A 20004-nucleotide genomic window follows, 5' to 3' on the forward strand; every position below is an offset into this window, starting at 1 on the left:
TTTTAGTATATAAAATATAAATTATAGCTATATATATAAATTTATTATATATATAAAATTAGAAAATGAAAGGATAAATATGGCAAAAAATCTTGGAGGAAACTTGACTCCTTTTTCAATTTTCATAGGAACTGTCGGCACAATATTAGTTGCAGCAAGTTCTTTTTACGTCGTTTTAAAATTCGGTGCATTACCGTGGCCGACGATAATGGTTACATTGATATCAATATCGACATTGGGCATTTTTGGCAGAAAAGATTCGGGAGAAATCACCGTTACTCATACTATTATGAGTGCAGGCTCAATGGTTGCAGGAGGTGTAGCTTTTACAGTTCCCGGCTATTTACTTTTAGGAGGAAACCTTAATAATATCAACAAAGTCTTGTTCCTGATTACCGTACTTATAGGGAGTGTTTTAGGTGCCGTTCTCTCTTTTATTTTCAGGAAAAAACTTATCGAAGAGGACAAGCTTGAATTTCCTATAGGAGAAGCAGCCTATAATCTTGTAAAATCAGAAAAAAACAAAAAAAATATGAAAATTGTAACTTTAGGAATGCTTTTCAGCACGATTGTGGCAGTTCTTAGAGATTACAGTTTCAGAAAAGGAAAAGCTCCTTTTATACCTACAATATATTCCATAAAAAACGGTCTGTTCAGCTTCTATGTTTCTCCGCTTCTTTTAGGGATTGGATATATTTTAGGATTTATGAATACTTTCATATGGTTTTTAGGCGGAGCTGTTACTTATCTGATTGCAAAGCCTCTTTCAGTTTATTACAACTTAAAAGATTTTGATATTATGAAAAATAGTTTCGGTATGGGATTTGTTATCGGGATAGGTGCTTCGGTTATATTGAAAATAGTGCTTTCCACAACAAAAGCTAATAAATATAAAAAACGTAGAAATGACGGAACAAATATAAAAGTTATACTTGGAATTTTTTCGGTAATAAGCATTGTTCTGATTTCCTATATTTATAAACTACCCCTATTTTTATCACTTATATTGATACTAATATGTATTTTATGTACTGTTATCGCAGGATATACAACAGGAAAAACAGGGATCAATCCAATGGAAATTTATGCAATTATATCCATTCTGATAATTTCCTTTTTCAATGTAATGTTGAATGGACTTGATATAGGAGGAATAAAATTTTCCACTAACATCAATCTCCTCGTGCTGTTTCTGCTTGCATGTATAGTCGCTGTCGCCTGCGGTCTTGCAGGAGATATATTAAATGACTTTAAATCAGGTTTCAGAATGAAAGTCAGTCCTGTGGAGCAGTTTATCGGAGAACTGATTGGTGCGGTTGTAAGTTCCTTTGTCGTAACTTTTCTGTTTTTTATATTTTTTGACGTATATAAAAATATAGGACCTAAAGAAAATTCCGAACTCATAGTATTACAGGCTTCTATCGTAGCATCAATAATAAAAGGGATACCTTTTATAAATATATTCTGGACAGGACTTGGTATCGGATTTATCCTGAATATGCTGAATATACCTGTACTGACTTTCGGAATAGGGATTTATCTTCCTTTTTATCTTACATTGCCGGTATTTGCAGGAGGACTGATAAGCCTTATATCATCACGTATATCCGAAAAATTTTCTTCAAATATGCTTCTTTTTTCAAACGGACTTATGTCGGGAGAAGCTATTGTAGGAGTTATTTTATCAATACTCGCATACATTAAGTTATTTATATAATTTGTATGTTATAATATTTTAAAAATAACTAAATAAGGAGGATAAAGATTATTTCGGAAATATCTGAAAACAATCTTATTAATAATATGATTTTAGGATTTGATGTAGGAAACACACACATTGTACCTGTTTTTTACAGTTATGACGGCAATATCAAGGCTTCTTTTCGTATTCCGACAAGTTTGTCCTTTACGGAAGACACTTTATTTGCCACGTTGAAAACTTTGGCAGAAAATAATAACATTAATATTTATGAAGTTGAAGATATAGTAGTTTCTTCAGTAGTTCCGCATATTAATGAGCTTTTTGAATATCTGGGACAGAGCTATTTCAATGTTCAGCCCAAGTTTATTTCCCTTGATACGGTAAATGATGAGATTAAGTTACTCGACGGAATGGAAAGGGGACTCGGAGCAGACAGGATAGCCGATATTCTCGCTGCGAAAAAGCTTTTCCCTGAAAAGGAGCTGTTAATTATTGATTTCGGCACAGCCACTACTTTTGATGTTATAAAAAACTCCACTTATATCGGAGGCTGCATACTTCCGGGAATTGAGCTGTCCATAGACACCTTATTCAATAATACGGCTAAACTGCCTAAAATTAAATTTACTAAACCCGATACCGTTTTCGGTACTGATACGGTAACACAGATTAATGCCGGAATATTTTATGGAAATGTTGGAGCCGTAAAAGAGCTTATTTTCCAATATAAAAAAGAAATGCCCGCAGCTTATATAATTTCCACGGGAGGACAAGGCAAAAAAATATCCGAATATATTTATCCTGTTGATGAGTATATTCCTCAACTTGGAGAAATAGGGATGTTCGAGTTTTATAAACTTCATAAAAAATAACTGATTTTATTTGTAAAATCTGATTTAAAATTTAACTGATAAAGGATAAGAAATGGAAACGAAAATAAATTTTTTAAAATTTCTGTTTAAGTTTTTCTTTACTGTTATCATTTTGGTAATAGTAACTTTCATAGGATTGAAAATAACTAAAATGCTTTTATATCATCCCTATACTGTAAAAAAGTTCGGTACTTTTGACGGTAATAAAGATTTTATTGTTATTTTCCACGGAGTATACGGAAAATCCGAGACTTTGGAACCTATTGCCAAAGAGCTGGAAAATAGAGGATATTCAGGTATAAATATCCAGTATCCTACTACTGACGGAACTATTGAAAAACTTTCCGAAAAATATATTATTCCGAATATCGAATTTATATCACAGACAGTAAAGAAGTCAAATATCGAAAGAAAGAAAAAAGGACTGCCTGAAATAAAAATAAATTTTATTACTCATTCTATGGGGACAGGAATTTTGAGATATTATCTGAAAACTCATAAATTGGATAATTCGGGAAAAGTGATCTTTCTCTCTCCTCCTGCTCATGGAAGCGAATTATCGGATAATCCTGTGGCTGACGCTCTAAAAAGCACTTTAGGAGAGTCCGTTGCACAGTTAAAAACTTCCGATAACAGTTTTATAAACTCATTGGGAGAGCCTGACTATCCGTGCTATGTAATGATTGGAAACAAATCAAGTAACTTTCTCTATTCTCTCATAATTCCGGGAGTGGATGACGGTATGGTTCCTTTTAAAACTTCAAGACTGAATAACTGTAAATACAGGGTAATCGAAAATGCCACTCATACGAGTATTTTAAAAGATAAAAGAACTATTGACGAGATTATAAAATATCTTGGAAATTAATAAAAAACAATTCCTATATTTAAGCTCAAAACAGGTTCAGGAATTATTTTAAAATATATTGAAACAAAAAGAGGGTGTTTCATAAGTCAAAAATAATTTTATTAATATAAATATTATATATTTTTAAAAATCAAAATACATTATTTTTATTGGTTTTATATAAATAATAAAATATATAAAATTTATGATTTAGTAATTTTATTTACCTTATGAGACAGCCTCTTTTATTTTTTTCCTGACATACTTAACATAAATTTTTCTCTATGTTTTATACAATTTATACTATTTTCATCAGACTGTCCGCTACTAAATCAAATTCTTTTTCCCTCAAAGTCCTCATATCGAGAATAATGCTGTTTTCCTTTATACGTGTAATTATAGGGATTTCCTCCAGAAGAAGTAATCTTTCTATCTCTGTGGAAGTTTTTTTATTATGAGTAAGTTTTACCGCTATACTTTTCAGATAGCTCGAAGGATAGCTTCCGCCTCCTACTTCTGCCCTGTCCTCGATTATTTCGGAAATAAAGTCGGATTTTTTTATAATTTCGGTAAATTTTTCCGCTTTTTCTCTCAACTCCTCTTCTGAAATGGAAATCATTCTTAATGTAGGTATTTCTTTTAAGGCTGTTTTTTCATCAAGATAAAGTTTTAAAGTTGCTTCCAATGTGGCAATAGTCATTTTATCCACACGTAATGCCCGTGTGAGCTGGTTTTTTTTCATCGCTTCTATATATTTCTTTTTCCCGACTATTATCCCTGCCTGAGGCCCTCCAAGCAACTTATCCCCACTGAACGTAACTATATCCATACCGCTGTCAAGAACTTCCTTTACTGTAGGCTCATAAGGTAGTCCATAAGGAGTAAAATCGACGAATTGCCCGCTACCGAGGTCATTTATCGCTATCAGTCCGTTTTCATGGGCTAAATCAGCAACTTCCTTATTACTCACGGCTTCCGTAAATCCTGTTATTTTATAATTGCTCGTATGTACTTTCAGTAAAACCGCTGTATTTTCATTAATAGCATTGATATAATCTTTTAAATGTGTTTTATTCGTAGTTCCTATTTCACAGGAAACTCCTCCGCTCAGCTTAATAATCTCAGGAATACGGAAAGCACCTCCGATTTCTACAAGTTCTCCCCTCGACACTACTATTTCTTTCCCTTGGGTCAACGTATTGAGGGTAAGCATTACGGCAGCGGCATTATTATTTACCACAAGTACATCTTCAGCATCAGTCAGACGTTTAATAATATCTATCAGATGACTGTAACGGCTTCCACGTTTTTTTTCATCAATATTAAATTCAAGATTTGAATAATTAAAAGCTATCTCCGTCAAATTTTCCTTTACTCTTTCACTTAAAAGACTACGACCGAGGTTAGTATGTAAAATAGTCCCTGTAGCGTTTACAATACGTCTTAAAGAAAGTTTGTCCTTATTTTTCACTTCCAGACATAATTTTTGGACTATTTCATCCATTTCAGGAACTTCTTTCAGCTTTTCCTGTAAAATATCATTTTTTATATTATCCACTTCTTTTTTCACAATATCCTTTACAAATATTTCAGGATATTCTTCCAAAAGCTCTTTTACTTTATCTGTCATTAGAATTTTATTGATAGACGGTATTTTTGATAACAACTGTTTCATATTTTTCTCCCGATTATATATTTTCTGCTATTCTCTTTACTGCATTTACTGCATAGTCCACTTCTTTTTCAGTATTCATACTTGAAAAAGAAAATCTGACTATGCCCTGTTTTTTTGTTCCAAAATGTTCATGTATCAACGGAGCACAGTGAGTTCCCGCTCTCACAGCGATATCATATTCTTCAGCCAATACTTCAGCTATATCTCCCGAAGGTATGCCCTTAAAATTCAGAGCAACTACAGCTGTCTTAGGTTTTTCAAAATTTCCGTAAAATTTGAGATATTTTATATCTTTTAATTCATTATAAAATTTTTGAGCAAAATAAATTTGTTTTTTATACAGGTTTTCAATACCTTTTTCATTAATATATTTTATACCTTCTGCAAGTCCTGAAATACCTAGGGTGTTATATGTTCCCGCTTCAAGTCTTGTAGGATATTCGTCAGGGTGTTCCCTGTCAAAACTGCCTATTCCGCTGCCTCCTACGTTATATTTTGAAATTTTCAGATTTTTATTGCCTATACATATACCGCCTGTTCCCTGAGGACCGAACAGACTTTTATGTCCTGTAAAACAGTATACGTCTATTTCCGATTTTTCAACATTCACAGGTATTACCCCGGCAGTCTGTGAACCGTCTACCACGAGCAGTATTTTATGCTTTTTGCAAATCTCCGATATTTTTTCAAGATTGACAATATTTCCCGTAACATTTGATGAATGGGTTACTGCAAATAATTTTGTATTTCCCTGAATATTTTTTTCTATTTCATCATAAATTACAATACCGTCTTCATCACTGTCTATAATAGTATAAGTTACATTTTTCTCCTCTGCTGCCTGATAAATCGGTCTTAATACTGAATTATGCTCCATTTTTGTAGTAATTATATGGTCCCCTTCTTTTAACAGACCTTTTATAGCGATATTTAATGCTTCAGTAGAATTATTTGTAAATATTAAATATCTCTCATCTTCCAATCCAAAAAAATCCGCAATAGTTTTCCGTGCTTTATATACTTCCATAAAAGCATTATTGGCTTCTTTATAACTCCCCCTTGAAGGATTTGCATAAGCTCCTGAAAATAAAATATCATAAACTTTCTTAGCCACATTTTCAGGTTTTCTGAGAGATGTAGCTCCGTAATCAAAATAATATGACATAGAGTATTTATCAGCATTTAAGCTAATGTCCTCCTCTCATTTGAGATATTTTTATCCATTTTTCAGTTTTTTATTTTTCAAAAATTCTTCAATTCGTCTTAATATTTCTTCTTTTTTCTTCTTTATATTTTTTATTTCTCTGATATTTTCTATTTCCCTAAAACTCTGTAATCTTCAACCCTTTTTGTTATTCCCTGCTTGTCCATATACTCTAAAAGAGGCAGAGCATATTTTCTGCTTGAACCTGTCATATCACGAAATTCTGCAAGGGTCATTTTACTATTTTTTTCAAAATGCTTTAAAACTTTATTTTTTGCTTCTTCAAATATTTTCATATGGACAGCAATATCCTCATTTAATATTATCACAGTATCTCCCGCCATGGAACTCAACAATTCGCTGACGGCTTTGCTATTCTTCGTCAGCTCTTTTATGTTAGGCGGTGTAAATTTACTGTTTAAAAGCGTTTTTTCAATATATTCCTTTTCTTTCAGCTGTTTTGCATCATATTTAACTTCAAAATCATACAGTGAAATAAAATTATCCTGTATTTTTAAAATTTTATTATTTATGAGTAAGTCAATTATAGCAGCCAGCTCTTTCTGATTTATTTTAAATTTTGAAAACAGCTCCGCCTTGGACATACCTCTTTTCAGTCTGAATTTTTTATGATAATCTTCGACTAAAGCAGTCAGTTTATCCCTGATATCTTCATATTTTTTTATATGTATATATCCCGACTGAGTTTTATAAAGTATATTTTCATCAATCAGTTCGGATAAATCGGCAGACACACTTTCAACAGGCTGTTCCAAAGTTTTTGAAATTTCTTCAGGACTGACCAGATAATTGTGTCCTGTCAAAATATAATTTGAAATCAGTTCTTTACTGTTCCCTTGAGACTGGACTTTCAGCTTATTTAAAATTTCCTCATTAAATCTGCTATGTTTTTTAGGAGCTGCATCTAAAATTATCCCTCCTCCTATTGTTATCATAGGCGAATAAGTTCTTATGATAAATTTATCATAATTCTTAACGGCTATCTCCTCTTCAAGACGTAACTGGGCAAATCCTCCTTTTCCCGCTTCAAGCACTTCACTCCCCAAAGGCACAATCCTTGCCATTACTTCGGAAGTTCCCGTATAAACACGGACTCTGTCCCATAATTCCAAATTAAAGTCGGAATTATTTATTATTTTTATTTCAGTATCAAGCATATACGTCTTAGTCAGCGTTCCCGATGTTGCCAAAGTCCGTCCTCTTCCTACGTCTTCCATTTTCACATTAGTCAGACTTATAGCCGTTCTCTGACCTGCATAAGCGGTTTTCACGTCTTCTTTATGAACCTGTATATTTCTGACTTTAGTTTTAATGTTTTCAGGATAGATTTCCAGTTCATCTCCTACTGAAACAGTTCCTTCAGTCAATGTTCCCGTAACTACAGTACCAAAGCCTTTTACCTGAAATGACCTGTCTACATTGAGACGGGCATTTTTCCCCTGCTTCATTTCATCTATGTTTTGTACTTTGCTGTCGATTTCCTTGAGAAGATTGTCTATCCCTTTTCTGCTGACGGAATCCACCTCGATTATAGGGCTTCCCTCAAGAGGAGTACCTTTTATATAATTTTCTATCTCTTCCTTTACTAATTCCCTGTAATCAGCTTCAACTAAGTCTATTTTTGTCATTACTATTATGTAATTTTCCACGCCTAACAATGACAGTATGTCGGCATGCTCCTTTGTCTGAGGCATTATCCCCTCACGGGAATCCACTAAAAGTAAGACGAGATTGATCCCGCTTACTCCCGCAAGCATATTTTTTATAAATTTTTCATGTCCGGGAACATCTACAACTCCACATCTTTTTCCGCTCGGCAAATCAAAATAAGCAAATCCCAAATTAATGGACATTCCTCTTTCTTTCTCTTCCGCTGTAGTATCGGTTTCAATTCCGCTAAGTGCCTTAATCAAGGTAGTTTTCCCATGGTCTATATGTCCGGCAGTTCCTATTATTACATTACTCATAAATTTATCTCTCTTCCTCAAGTAATATTAATGATTTTGCTGTTAAAAAATTATTTACTGAAATTACTCTTTTTCCTCGTAAAGCATTTCGACTTCCCTTTTTATCCCTTTTTTCTTTGAGTAGTACAGAGCCTTGTAATCTATATTTTCATTATCCAGAACTTTTACAAGTTCGCTAAAATTATTCCATTCGGTTTTTAGCATAAAACCGCATCCCAGAGAAATAGATGGATGAACGGGAATAAGTCCCGCATCGATTTTTCTAAATCCGCAGACATTATCTGCTTTTATCGCATCATGAGTGTTATTAAACACTACTATTCCTTCTTCTCTTTCCATTTCTCACCTACGGACGCACTACTCTGTTAGCAGTACGCATATCCTCAACGATGAAATACATATTAGACGAATTTCCTACTGCCAGTTCGACTTTGTAATAATCTATGCATGCTCCGCAGCACATTATTTCGACACCATTTTCTTCCAGTTCCTGCAATTCTTTCAGGACATGGCTTCGGGTCTTGTCTACTAACAGAGCCCCTCCATTATAGAATATTATTTTTTTAGGGAGTATTTCCTGTTCTGTCAAAGTATATATGAACGATTTCATAAGTTTTTTTCCTAATTCTTCACTTCCGTGTCCCATTATACTTTTGTTTATTACTACAACATAGCTGTCATCTTTGACTTGTAAAGCTGTTTTAGGCTCTTCGGTTTCTTCCCTTTCGAGAGTTACTCTGAACAGGTCATCTTCAGCGGCTTCACTTTTGAATTTATAATTTTTTTCTTTAGCAAAGTCATTCATTTTTTCCACGTCTTCTTCCTGAACCAGAAGTTCCACTTTACTGTCTTTTTCCAAAGCTCTTTTTGCCTGAATTACAGGGAGAACACATCTGTCATCCAATGTATTTATAACTTTAACTTCCTTTATCCCTTTACCTGATATCGTTACGATATATTCCTCATCACTTATTTTTTTTGTATCAATGTCATAACTCATCTGTTCAGCCAGTTTTGCCAAATTTTGGGTAGCAATAAGGTTATCCACTGTTGTTTCGACTACTTCATATTCTTCAAGAAGTTTTTTAGTTTCTATTACAGGCAATGGACAAGCCATTCCTTTGGCATTAAATTCGTATTTTTTCATTATTATCTTCTCCTTTGATAGTTTTTTCGTTAATATGTTCTACTAAAACAGGACTATATAATTACTGATACTATCACTGCCAATATGTCTATACTTTATCTGTCATCGGACAGACTATATTATAATTATATCTTTATCCTGTTTTTTGATGACTTTTCCTACCAGACCACTCTTTATTTCAAGTTTATTTAATTTTTCAAGTAATTCATCCGCATACTCATAAGGTAGACTTATAAGCAGTCCTCCCGATGTCTGCGGGTCATACAGCACTTCTTCGAGTGCGAAATCTTTCACTTTAAATTCGACCTTATCCTGAAGATAATTTCTGTTGAGCTGCCCTCCTGAAGTAATTATAAAATCACCTGCACAACGGTGTGCTTCAGGAAGCATAGGCACTTTTTCTCCTATTATTTCAGCTGAATATCTGCCGTCCAACATTTCCAGCAGATGCCCTAAAAATCCGAAACCTGTTATATCGGTACAGCTGTTTACAGGATAGTCTTTCATAACTTCTGCCGCATATTTATTTAATGTCGTCATCTGCTTTATACATTGAGCAAACGTTTCTTCGGAGCATGCTCCTACCATATGAGCGGAATTTATAATACTCACTCCTAAAGGTTTTGTAATTATCAAAGCATCTCCCTCTTTACAGTTGTTATTCATCAATATTTTATCAGGATGTATAATTCCCGTAACAGACAGCCCATATTTAGGAGTAGCATCGTGTATTGAGTGTCCTCCTGCGAGTACTCCTCCCGCTTCATGGACTTTTTCAGCACCGCCTTTCAATATCTGATGTAATATTTCCATATCCATTTTTTCAGGAAAAGCTACTATATTCAAAGCTGATATTACCTCTCCTCCCATTGCGTAAATATCACTCAGTGCATTAGTTGCAGCAATCTGTCCGTATAAATAAGGGTCATTAATCATCGTTGTAAAGAAGTCCAATGTCTGGATAATCGCTTTATCGTCCGATATTCTGTAAACTGCGGCATCATCAGAAGACTCGTACCCTACTATCAAATTCTTATCTTCTTTTTTAGGCAAATCTTTCAATAAACCTGATAGAGCTCCCGGCCCTATTTTCGAGTTTCACCCTCCGCAGACTATCATGCTTAATTTTTTTTCATCCATTCATGTTCCTCCTTCCAAAAATATTGTGTACTTACTGTTATCATTATAACATTTATTATCAAAAAATAAAAGTGTCTTTATAATATTAAAGAATTTTCAGACTATAAAATCTTACTTTATTAATTCTCAAATAAAAAAAGTCTAAGAAATTTCATTTTAAAATTTACTTAGATTTTTTTTAAAATTGACTATATTATAACTGACTATATTTATACACAATATACCTGTTGCCTGTATTACCGTCCATAAAAACAATATGGTCATAAAATTCATTGTATTTCATATTTTCCATAGGAAGTATATGTATCGCAAAATCTGTCTGGGTGCCGCAAAACCAGAATGTACTTTTTTCAAAATCCATAAAAGATATTCCTACGTTCCTGTTCATTTTCCAATTCATTATATTAGTTTTTGCAATAGGCAGTTTTGCTATTCTTCTGTATAATTCTTTTTTCATTATTGTCTGAGCCAGCCCAAAAATCGACCTGAATATTATAAACATCATAACCACAGGGATTATCAGATTTTCAGAGCTTGAGCTTATATAAATCTGATAGATATATATTACCCATATTCCTATCAGGATATAGGGAACCCACAATGCCAGTTTTATATATTTCAAATCATTTATAATCATTTATAGACCTCTTTTCATTAAATAGTACTGTAAATTCATATCAAGAAATTCCTTTATTTCATTTACTTTTGCAGTTTCGGCAGTCGTGTCTTTTCCCGGATTTCTGTCAGGATGTACTTCCTTAATCTTAGTTTTATAAGCCTTTTTTATCATTTCAGGAGTTATTTTTATTCCTCTGTCTATTCCAAAATATTTTAAATACTTCTCATATTTTTCCACAACATTATCAGCTGTTCCCGAATAACTCTGATAACTTCTGTATCCGCTATTTCCCGAGCTGTTTCCATTGTTATTATTTCTATTGTATCCTGTGTTTCCTCCTGCTCTTCCGTTTCCATAACCACTATATCCTGAATAGCCCGTTCTTTGCGAATTATAGCTGTTTCCTCCGTATCTTCTGAAAAATTGCTTTTCATATCTTTCATAAATTCTCGAATCTTCTTCCTTTTCGTTTAAGAAAATTCCGAAAGTTTTGCCTATCCAGTTACTTGCAAATTCCAGCAAAAATGTCATCAGAAATATTTGAATCCCCGCAATCAGAAAACTCAAGAAAAATTTCCAGCCGTCAGCCCCGAATAAGGATAATACAAAAAAAGCAAATAAAGCCAATGCTATTATAAAAATATATAATTTTAAAATAATATCCACGGCAAGTTTTGCCGCCAGACATACGCCTACCAGTAAAAACTGTACAAATCTCAATACTGTCCTCAATTTTATCTCCTTAAATCAAAATTTATAAATTTTATAACATTAGTATATCATATAAAACAGAATTTCAGAAATAAAAATATCACTTAGACAATATTTCAGAAATATTGATTAAGTGATATTATCTATTTTAAAATAATTCTATTCAAATCTGGCGGGAATGTGTGGGAATCGAACCCACCCAAGAGGCTCCTAACCCCTCACACCGGTTTTGAAGACCGGAGAGCACACCAGAACTCATCCACTCCCGTACAACGAAATAATTATACACTATAAACTATTTAAAATCAATATAGATTTTTTCAAAAATTTATTTCTTTTAACTTTATTATCATTTTTATATTTTTTACCTTATAAATCTTTTCGCTAAAGTTGACAACATATCCGTAATATATACCATAATCAGATAGCAAATAAGATAAAGTAATATTTCCGAATATTTAAGATGTCCCATGGCGAGTTTAAACTGTAACCCCAAGCCTCCTGCTCCAACAAAACCGACTATCAAAGTAGCTCTTATAATATTTTCCAGTCTATATAATATGTAGTTTATATATTTGGGCAAAATATCGGGAAAAATACCGTAAAATAATAACTGCAATTCCCCTGCTCCGTTCAAGGACATATTTCGGATAGGCTTTTCATTCATATCTTCTATGACTTCGCAGCAAAGTTTTCCCAATACTCCGAAATTATGAAGTGCCAGAGCCAAAGCTCCGGGCAGGATACCGGGTTTTAGTATAAAAACTAAAATCATAGCCCACATAAGCTCGGGTATAGCTCTCGTAACTAAAAATGCCGTTCTGCTTATATAATAAAAAGGCTTGTAATATCGATGTCTATGAAGTGTCAATTCACCATTTACAATGTTTTTTGCAGAAAACAGGACAAAAACAAGCATACCAAAAGTCGCAATTCCTGTAGCAAGTATGCTCATCTGAAATGTCTGAATACTTAGGCTTATAGCCTGTTTCCACATTTCTTTATCAAAAAATGCAGGAACTTCCTCATTTATACCGAACAGTCTACCAATAAATCTTGACAGATGAACCGTGTTTCTTGAGTCGAAAAGCTTTGACAGACTTTCGGGATCGGTTGAAAAAATATAGCTCCACGACACTGCAACTAATAGACAGAAAATAAAAAAAGAATATTTTATAAAATTTTTATCTGTATTTTTTTTCATTTATTTTATTCTCCTTCTTATTTCATAACTCCATTTATCAATAATCAAAATCATTATAATCAGAAAAAACATAAATGTCCAAACCTGATTATATTTTAAATCCTGTAAAGATATCTGTATCTGAAAACCTATTCCTCCAAGCCCTATAAATGAAAGGACAGAAGATGAACGGACTGCACATTCAAGTCTGTACATCATATAACTGAACATATCAGGAAAATTCAGCGGAAAATATCCGTAAAGTAAAGTCTGAAATTTTCCTGCTCCTGACATTTCCAGAGCAGTTACAGGCTGTTTTGGTGTTTCTATCAAAATATCTGCAAAAATTTTTCCTAAATATCCTGAATAAGGTATAGCCAAAGCAAATATCGCTCCTATAGGATTTAATCCTAACGCTGCAACAAATAGCCAAGCCCATATCAATTCGTGTATAGCACGAAAAAATCCTATAATTCCCCTCGTAACCAAAATAATAATTTTATTTTTAAAAATCACTCCCGATGCCAAAATTGACAGAGGCAATGCAATTATTAGAGCTACAGATATACTTATCAGTGCATATGCAAAAGTTTCCCAGCACGATTTTAATGCAAGTATAACAATATCAGGCGACAAATCGGGTTTCACCAAAGAAGAAAGCATGGATTTCAAAGTATTGTACCCTCCTGTATGAAAAAATCCCCTGCTTTCTTTTATACCTGATAAATTTATTAGAAAAATAAAAATCAACAGAAAAGTCAAAAATTTTCTCCTGTTATCAAAAATATATTTTTTCAGATTATCCATTTGCTTCACCTTCGTATAAATTTCTAATCATACTGTCGCTAATATTTTCGACCTTATCATCAAAAATTATTTTCCCGTATTTCATTCCTATTATTCTGTCAAAAAATTCTTTTGAATATTCTACCGAGTGCATACTTGCTATTAGAGTTTTTCTTTCATTTTTTGCCAATCCCGTTATGAGAGAAAGTACATTTTTCGCATTGGCAGGATCAAGGGAAGAAACAGGCTCATCCGCTAAAATCAATAAAGGATTTTGAACAAGCAGACGGGCAATAGCCACTCTCTGCTGTTGCCCTCCGGATAAACTTGATGTCGGCTCAAATATCTTATCCTCAAGTCCTATTTTCCTCAATGCATCCTGTGCATATTTCATATCCTGCGGTTTAAATAGTGATATAAACGACTTCCAGAAGCCCCACTCATTAAATCTTCCTACCAGAACATTATGCACAACATTTATGTTTTCGACCAAATCAAACTGCTGCCTTAACATTCCCACTTTTTTTGCAAATTCCTTATTAGTAAACTTTGATATTTCAGAATTATCAATCAGTAATTTCCCGTTGTCAGCTTTCACTGTTCCTGTAATCAAATTCATCAATGTAGATTTTCCTGAACCGCTCGGACCTATGAGTGCTACTATTTCTCCTTTGTCAATATCTATGTTTATATTGTCCAGAGCTATATTATCGTTAAATTTTTTTGTCAGATTTTTTATATTGAGTATATTTTTATCGGTCATTTTTTCCCCTATTTTACAATACCTAACGATTTTGCCACTTTTTCTATATTTTTATAATTATCATTTTTAGTAGGTATAAAACTGTCTGTTGAAAGTAAGTTCAATATTTCGGATTCTCCCGGTTTAACGCCAAGAATAGCCTGTTTTATTTTTTCTTTTGTTCCTGCACCGAATTTTTTGTCTACATCATTGATTGTCCAGTGATAATCATAATATTCAGGTGTAGTATAGAATACTTCCACTTTATTCGTATCGACTTTTTTCTCTTTTACAGCTTTATCCCAATACTGTTTATTTACAGCTCCAACTTCCACGCTTCCTGCTTCTACAAGTCCGTATGTCTTATCATGGGAACCGCTGTAAACAGGTGCCCCGTTGAAATCTTTGTCAGGATTTATTCCTGCTTCTTCAAGGAAAAATCTTGGCATAAGATGTCCCGATGTGGAACTTTCACTTCCAAAGGCAAAAGTATGTCCTTTTATATCGTTTAAATTATTTATCGGTAATCCTTTCTGTCTTATAAATACAGACTGGAATTTTTCATCACTCGGTCTTTGAGCTATAGCTTCGGCTTCAGGAACAAGAGCACGTGCCTGAACTCCTGTTAGTCCTCCAAACCATACCATATCTATATCTCCACGCTCAAATGCGGTAACTACTGCGGAATAATCCACAACAGGAACATACTCTACTTTCATTCCTGTTTTTTCACTCAAATATTTTGCAAAATCTCCAAATCCTCTTGTCAGTTCTGCTTGATCAAAATCAGGGATTGCACTTATTTTCAAAACTTTCTCTGTCCCTTTTCTTCCTACTTCTTTATCTTCTCCTTTATTCTGACATGCTGTCAACATAAATATTGCTATTAAACTTATAAGTAAATATAGCACTTTTTTTAATTTTTTAGTCACTTCTTTCCTCCTGAGTTTTATATAGATTTTATAATATATCAATTTCATAATATATTAAATACACCGAAAATTTTACATTATTACGACTATTAATACAACAATTTAGATATTTTAATTTCTTATGTTACATAAGTATTTTTTATACTGCATTTATATCATTACATTACTTTAATCAGGAACTATTTTAATTAGGACTGTTCTATAATTTTCCTATACAGATATTGTATAATATTATCCAATACAGTATTTTTCAGGAATAGCTTCTCCCGGATTTACTATACATTTCACCCATTCTTTTTTTATTTCCCATAGATTTGCCTGTATTTCCCGAGTATTCCATTCGGATATATCAAATATTCTTTTCCAGCTTTCTCTAATTCTTTTTTCTTCCAAAGGAAATTTTCCCGCATATCTTCCTATGAGAAATTCATAGGTATTGGCAAACCCTTTTAATTCCATTTCCTTTGTATATCTTTCCAAATCATTCTCATTTTCGGGAACATAGTGATAGTTTATTATGTAATCCCATTTGAAAGAATTGAAATACAATATCTCTTCATCAGGAACTTCAAGTACATAAATGACTTCAGTTTCAATCGGCTTCATACATACATCCGAACTTGGTACACACCATATCTGATACTGGACATCATCAGGTTTTCTGATTTTTTTACTTGCAGCAGCCACAAACCAGTCATATGCCCTCAAAATTGTAGGAGCAATATCTCCAAAATGCTGTCGTATGTATTCTTTTCTATTTATAAATCTTCCGTTTTTTTCGAGTATATCAAGAGATTTATTATTCTGACACGTAAATAATATGCTTTTACCATTTTTAGAATTAGGATTTTTCATAGATATACCTCTCTTTTTTCAAATTATATTTTTTATTTATATATATATTTTACCCCATATTTTTTAGTAATTCAACTGTCCAAAAGCACAACAAAAAATTTTGACTTTTTTATTTTACAGAGTATAATTAAGTTAATAACAAAATATTTTAGGAGGATAAGTATGAAAAAAGCATTGACAATCTTAACGGCAATAATATTTCTGACATTTATTGCGAGTTGCGGCAACAAAGAAACAAAAGAAGGAAAAACAACGGGAGGAAAGTCTGATATAAATGCTCAGATAAGTTTCAGCGGTTCTTCAACATTGGCTCCTGTCATAAGCAAGATTTCCACTTCGTTTATCGAAAAATACGAAACTTGGAACAAAGTAGATTCTTCATTACCCGAAGAAAATATTACCATATACGTATCTGCAGGAGGTTCAGGAGCAGGAGTAAAAGCAGTTCTTGACAATGTAGCAAATTTCGGAATGCTTGCCCGTGATATAAAAGACAGCGAAAAAGAAAAAGTTAAGGATTTGAAAGCATTTACACTGGGACTTGATGCACTTACCATTTCAGTAAATCCTGAAAATAAGTTTATTCAGTTAAAAGGCGGAAACATTACAAAAGAGGAAATCATAAAAACATTTTCGGGAGAATATAAAAAATGGAGCGACCTTGACAAATCCCTTCCTAATGAAGATATAGTAGTTGTAACTCGTGATTTGAGCGGAGGAGCTCATGAAGTTTTCCAGAAAAACATAATGAAAGATGTCAATGTCAGAGATGACGCTATTCAAGCACCTACAATGGGAGCATTGGTCGCAAAAATCATCGAAAATAAAAACGCCATAGGTTATGCTTCTTTCGGGATAACAAATCAAAATGCCGGAAAACTTATTCCTTTAAAAGTCGACGGTGTGGAACCTACTGAAGCGAATATTCTGAATAAATCGTATTATATTTCAAGACCTTTGATAATAATGAAAAGTGGAGAACTGACAAAAACTGAAAAAATATTTGTTGACTTACTTAAATCGGAAGAAGGAAAAAAAGTTATAAAAGATATGGGATTTATTCCTGTTTCAGAATAAAAGCGAGGTAAAGAGTGAAAAACATTTTCAGATATTCGATATACTTACTCACAGTATTATCCATATTTATACCGGCAGTAATGCTGATATATTTGTTTATGGAAGCCCGCCCTTTTTTTAAGGAACAGACATTATCCGATTTCATTTTTGGAAAAGTCTGGAGAGCAAGCGAACCTCATCAGAGTTTTCAAATATTCAATATTCTGTATGCAGGATTTTATATTTCGATTTTGGCTTGTATAATATCATTTCCTGTTTCATACGGAATTTCAATGTTTATCTGTTTTTATTCTAAAAATTTAACAAAAAAAATAATTATATGGACGGTAAATATCCTTTCGGGGATACCGTCCATTGTATACGGCTTTTTTGGAATGACGGTGATACTGAAAATTCTGGAAAAAACTTTCTCTCTATCCACAGGAGAATCTATTTTAGCAGGAAGTCTTATTTTATCCATAATGATTATTCCATTTTTTGTCGGAAGTTGCATTGAAAGGATAGAAACCGTCAAAAAGAAATTTGAAAAGAACTCTGACGCTTTAGGTGTTACAAAGGAATATTTTATCCGCAAAATAGTTTTCAGAGAAACGAAATTTTCAGTAATGACAGCATTTTTACTGGCATTTGCAAGAGCAACAGGTGAAACAATGGCAGTTATGATGGTAATAGGAAATTCTCCCCAGTTTCCACGTATCCTTACAAAAGCTGAAACTGTGCCTGCTCTGATTGCTCTGGAAATAGGAATGAGTGAAGTTGGAAGCAGACATTATTCCGCATTATTTGCTTCCGCTTTTGTATTGCTTATTACCGTATTGATTATTAATATAATATTTTTTATTTTGAATGGAATAAAAAAAGAATATATGAAAAATTAAAAATTATAGATGATTATATTTAAAATATACAATTAATCATAATTATAAACTATGATCATAAATTTTATTACAAAACAAGAAAAACATATATTGAAAATTATGTATAATTATATTTATAAAGTTAATAAAAAAACAAGGAGAATATATATTGAAAATTAAGGATTTAATTATAAAAATATGGATTTATCTTTCAACAGCCATTGTCTTTTTTATTATTTTCAGTATAATTTATTTTGTAATATCCAAAGGTATCAGAGAGATAAATTTAGATTTTCTGTTAAAAAACCCTGAAGGTATGCCCCTCGGAAGCAAAGGCGGTATTAAAAATGCCATTATCGGTTCTGTTTTTTTAATGTTTTTAGCTATTATCTTTTCTGTTCTTCTGGGAATGGGCTGTGCAGTCTACAATACTGTTTACTGTAACTCAAAGATTATTAAAATTGCAATTCGCCTAATAATTCGATGTATATCTTCGATACCGTCTATCATTATCGGGTTATTTGTATACGGATTTTTTATAGTAACTTTTAATATACCGAGAAGTATGCTGACCGCTGGAATTTCACTGGGGATTATGGTTTTCCCGTTTGTGGAGATAAGGATTGAAAAAAGTATTCTGAATGTGGACAGACTGATTATAAGAGAAAGCAATTCTTTAGGAATTGGAAAAGACTATATGTGCAAAAAGCTTATATTACCGATAATCAAAAGGGAAATCATATCTACGGGAATACTGGCGGGAAGTTATGCCATAGGTGCAACGGCTCCGCTTCTTCTTACAGGGGCGGTCTTTATAGGCGGAAATTCCAACAGGTTACTAAGCCCTGTAATGGCTTTGCCTTTTCATCTTCATATGCTTTTAGGACAGACTGCTTTATATGAAAAAGCCTACGCCACTGCATTTATATTAATATGTATTCTTATAATTCTGCATATCTTATCGGAAATTGTAATGAACGGACTGGGAGGAATATTAGTTGAATATATTGGAAATAAAAGACGTTAGTATATATTATAACGGTAAAGAAATTCTAAAAAATATAAATATAGATGTGAAAGAAAATGAAATTCTATGTATTATGGGACCGTCAGGATGTGGAAAATCGACATTATTGTCTTTAATTAACGGATTTCTCAAGGAAAATGGAGGAGAATATACAGGAGATGTTATTTTAAAGGGGAAAAATATAAAATCAATGAAACTTCTTCAGCTTAGAAGAAGTGTGTCTACTTTGTTTCAAGATTCCAAACCTTTCCCTTTATCCATAGAAAATAATATTCTCTATCCCATAGAATTTTACGAGGGAAAAGTAAAAAACAGAAAAGAAAGAATTTCTCAATATCTAAAAGATGTAAATCTCTATAATGAAGTTAAAAATGACTTTAAAATGTCAGCCTTAAAGCTGTCAGGCGGACAGAAACAGAGGCTCTGTATCGCGAGAATGTTGACGACAGACCCTCATATTCTTATATTTGATGAGCCATGTTCTTCCCTTGATAAGGAAAACACATTGATAATTGAAAATCTTATAAAAAGACTGGCTGAAAAATATACTGTTATTTTGACTACACATAATGTGGAACAGGCTGAAAGAATAGCAAACAGGACTATTAATATAACAAAAATACTATAAAATAAAGTTTCT

Annotated in this window: 20 protein-coding genes and 1 tRNA gene; 7 read left to right on the forward strand and 14 right to left on the reverse strand. The window is 32.9% G+C overall.

Annotated elements, in window-relative coordinates; translation table 11 throughout:
• Positions 1-79 precede the first annotated feature (79 nt).
• The 3 genes from ACO5J6_RS03225 to ACO5J6_RS03235 all read left to right on the forward strand — a co-directional run bounded on the left by ACO5J6_RS03225 (position 80) and on the right by ACO5J6_RS03235 (position 3442).
• Entirely contained in the window at positions 80-1717 is a 1638-nt protein-coding gene (locus tag ACO5J6_RS03225; protein WP_485642044.1) for an OPT/YSL family transporter, read from the forward strand.
• 86 nt (positions 1718-1803) lie between these two features.
• The gene (locus tag ACO5J6_RS03230; RefSeq protein ID WP_485642046.1) at positions 1804-2574 is read left to right on the forward strand and encodes a type III pantothenate kinase; all 771 of its coding nucleotides are present in this window, start codon (positions 1804-1806) and stop codon (positions 2572-2574) included.
• A 52-nt stretch (positions 2575-2626) separates the two neighbouring features.
• On the forward strand, positions 2627-3442 hold the full coding sequence (locus ACO5J6_RS03235) for an esterase/lipase family protein (protein ID WP_485642048.1): 816 nt from the start codon (positions 2627-2629) through the stop codon (positions 3440-3442).
• A gap of 277 nt (positions 3443-3719) precedes the next feature.
• Here ACO5J6_RS03235 and selA read toward each other — a convergent pair whose 3' ends face one another.
• From selA to ACO5J6_RS03305, 14 genes are all read right to left on the reverse strand, one after another.
• Positions 3720-5096, reverse strand: coding sequence for an L-seryl-tRNA(Sec) selenium transferase (gene selA / locus ACO5J6_RS03240; protein ID WP_485642049.1), 1377 nt, complete (start codon positions 5094-5096; stop codon positions 3720-3722).
• A gap of 13 nt (positions 5097-5109) precedes the next feature.
• Positions 5110-6261 (reverse strand): aminotransferase class V-fold PLP-dependent enzyme, encoded by a 1152-nt coding sequence (locus ACO5J6_RS03245; protein WP_485642050.1) that lies wholly within the window; start codon positions 6259-6261, stop codon positions 5110-5112.
• Positions 6262-6410: 149 nt separating this feature from the next.
• Positions 6411-8288 (reverse strand): selenocysteine-specific translation elongation factor, encoded by a 1878-nt coding sequence (selB, locus tag ACO5J6_RS03250; protein WP_485642051.1) that lies wholly within the window; start codon positions 8286-8288, stop codon positions 6411-6413.
• A gap of 63 nt (positions 8289-8351) precedes the next feature.
• Positions 8352-8627 carry a putative Se/S carrier protein gene (locus ACO5J6_RS03255; RefSeq protein WP_485642053.1) on the reverse strand — a complete coding sequence of 92 codons (276 nt, stop codon included), beginning with the start codon at positions 8625-8627 and terminating at the stop codon, positions 8352-8354.
• Between the two features lie 7 nt (positions 8628-8634).
• Complete coding sequence (yedF, locus tag ACO5J6_RS03260) at positions 8635-9435, reverse strand: sulfurtransferase-like selenium metabolism protein YedF (RefSeq protein ID WP_485642055.1); 801 nt, start codon at positions 9433-9435, stop codon at positions 8635-8637.
• Positions 9436-9549: 114 nt separating this feature from the next.
• A complete protein-coding gene (gene selD, locus ACO5J6_RS03265) occupies positions 9550-10524 on the reverse strand; it encodes a selenide, water dikinase SelD (protein ID WP_485642255.1) in 975 nt (324 codons plus the stop codon).
• A gap of 244 nt (positions 10525-10768) precedes the next feature.
• Positions 10769-11212, reverse strand: coding sequence for a hypothetical protein (locus ACO5J6_RS03270; RefSeq protein WP_485642057.1), 444 nt, complete (start codon positions 11210-11212; stop codon positions 10769-10771).
• Entirely contained in the window at positions 11213-11926 is a 714-nt protein-coding gene (locus tag ACO5J6_RS03275) for a J domain-containing protein (RefSeq protein WP_485642058.1), read from the reverse strand.
• 149 nt (positions 11927-12075) lie between these two features.
• A tRNA-Sec gene (locus ACO5J6_RS03280) sits at positions 12076-12172 on the reverse strand.
• Positions 12173-12269: 97 nt separating this feature from the next.
• The gene (locus tag ACO5J6_RS03285) at positions 12270-13109 is read right to left on the reverse strand and encodes a PhnE/PtxC family ABC transporter permease (protein WP_485642060.1); all 840 of its coding nucleotides are present in this window, start codon (positions 13107-13109) and stop codon (positions 12270-12272) included.
• Entirely contained in the window at positions 13110-13895 is a 786-nt protein-coding gene (locus tag ACO5J6_RS03290) for a PhnE/PtxC family ABC transporter permease (protein ID WP_485642061.1), read from the reverse strand.
• The gene (locus ACO5J6_RS03295) at positions 13888-14637 is read right to left on the reverse strand and encodes a phosphonate ABC transporter ATP-binding protein (RefSeq protein WP_485642062.1); all 750 of its coding nucleotides are present in this window, start codon (positions 14635-14637) and stop codon (positions 13888-13890) included. The genes ACO5J6_RS03290 and ACO5J6_RS03295 overlap by 8 nt, the downstream gene beginning before the upstream one ends.
• An 8-nt stretch (positions 14638-14645) precedes the next feature.
• Positions 14646-15548 carry a putative selenate ABC transporter substrate-binding protein gene (locus tag ACO5J6_RS03300; RefSeq protein ID WP_485642063.1) on the reverse strand — a complete coding sequence of 301 codons (903 nt, stop codon included), beginning with the start codon at positions 15546-15548 and terminating at the stop codon, positions 14646-14648.
• Between the two features lie 231 nt (positions 15549-15779).
• On the reverse strand, positions 15780-16403 hold the full coding sequence (locus tag ACO5J6_RS03305) for a DUF3841 domain-containing protein (protein WP_485642064.1): 624 nt from the start codon (positions 16401-16403) through the stop codon (positions 15780-15782).
• Positions 16404-16565: 162 nt separating this feature from the next.
• Between ACO5J6_RS03305 and ACO5J6_RS03310 the strand changes: the two genes are divergently transcribed.
• The 4 genes from ACO5J6_RS03310 (at position 16566) to ACO5J6_RS03325 (ending at position 19992) form a co-directional block, all read left to right on the forward strand.
• Positions 16566-17480 (forward strand): phosphate ABC transporter substrate-binding protein, encoded by a 915-nt coding sequence (locus tag ACO5J6_RS03310; RefSeq protein WP_485642065.1) that lies wholly within the window; start codon positions 16566-16568, stop codon positions 17478-17480.
• Between the two features lie 14 nt (positions 17481-17494).
• Complete coding sequence (gene pstC / locus ACO5J6_RS03315; protein WP_485642066.1) at positions 17495-18358, forward strand: phosphate ABC transporter permease subunit PstC; 864 nt, start codon at positions 17495-17497, stop codon at positions 18356-18358.
• Positions 18359-18506: 148 nt separating this feature from the next.
• Entirely contained in the window at positions 18507-19364 is an 858-nt protein-coding gene (locus tag ACO5J6_RS03320; RefSeq protein ID WP_485642067.1) for an ABC transporter permease subunit, read from the forward strand.
• The gene (locus tag ACO5J6_RS03325) at positions 19336-19992 is read left to right on the forward strand and encodes a phosphate ABC transporter ATP-binding protein (protein ID WP_485642068.1); all 657 of its coding nucleotides are present in this window, start codon (positions 19336-19338) and stop codon (positions 19990-19992) included. Before ACO5J6_RS03320 ends, ACO5J6_RS03325 begins: the two co-directional genes overlap by 29 nt.
• Positions 19993-20004: the final 12 nt, after the last annotated feature.

This window comes from Pseudoleptotrichia sp., assembly GCF_057270515.1.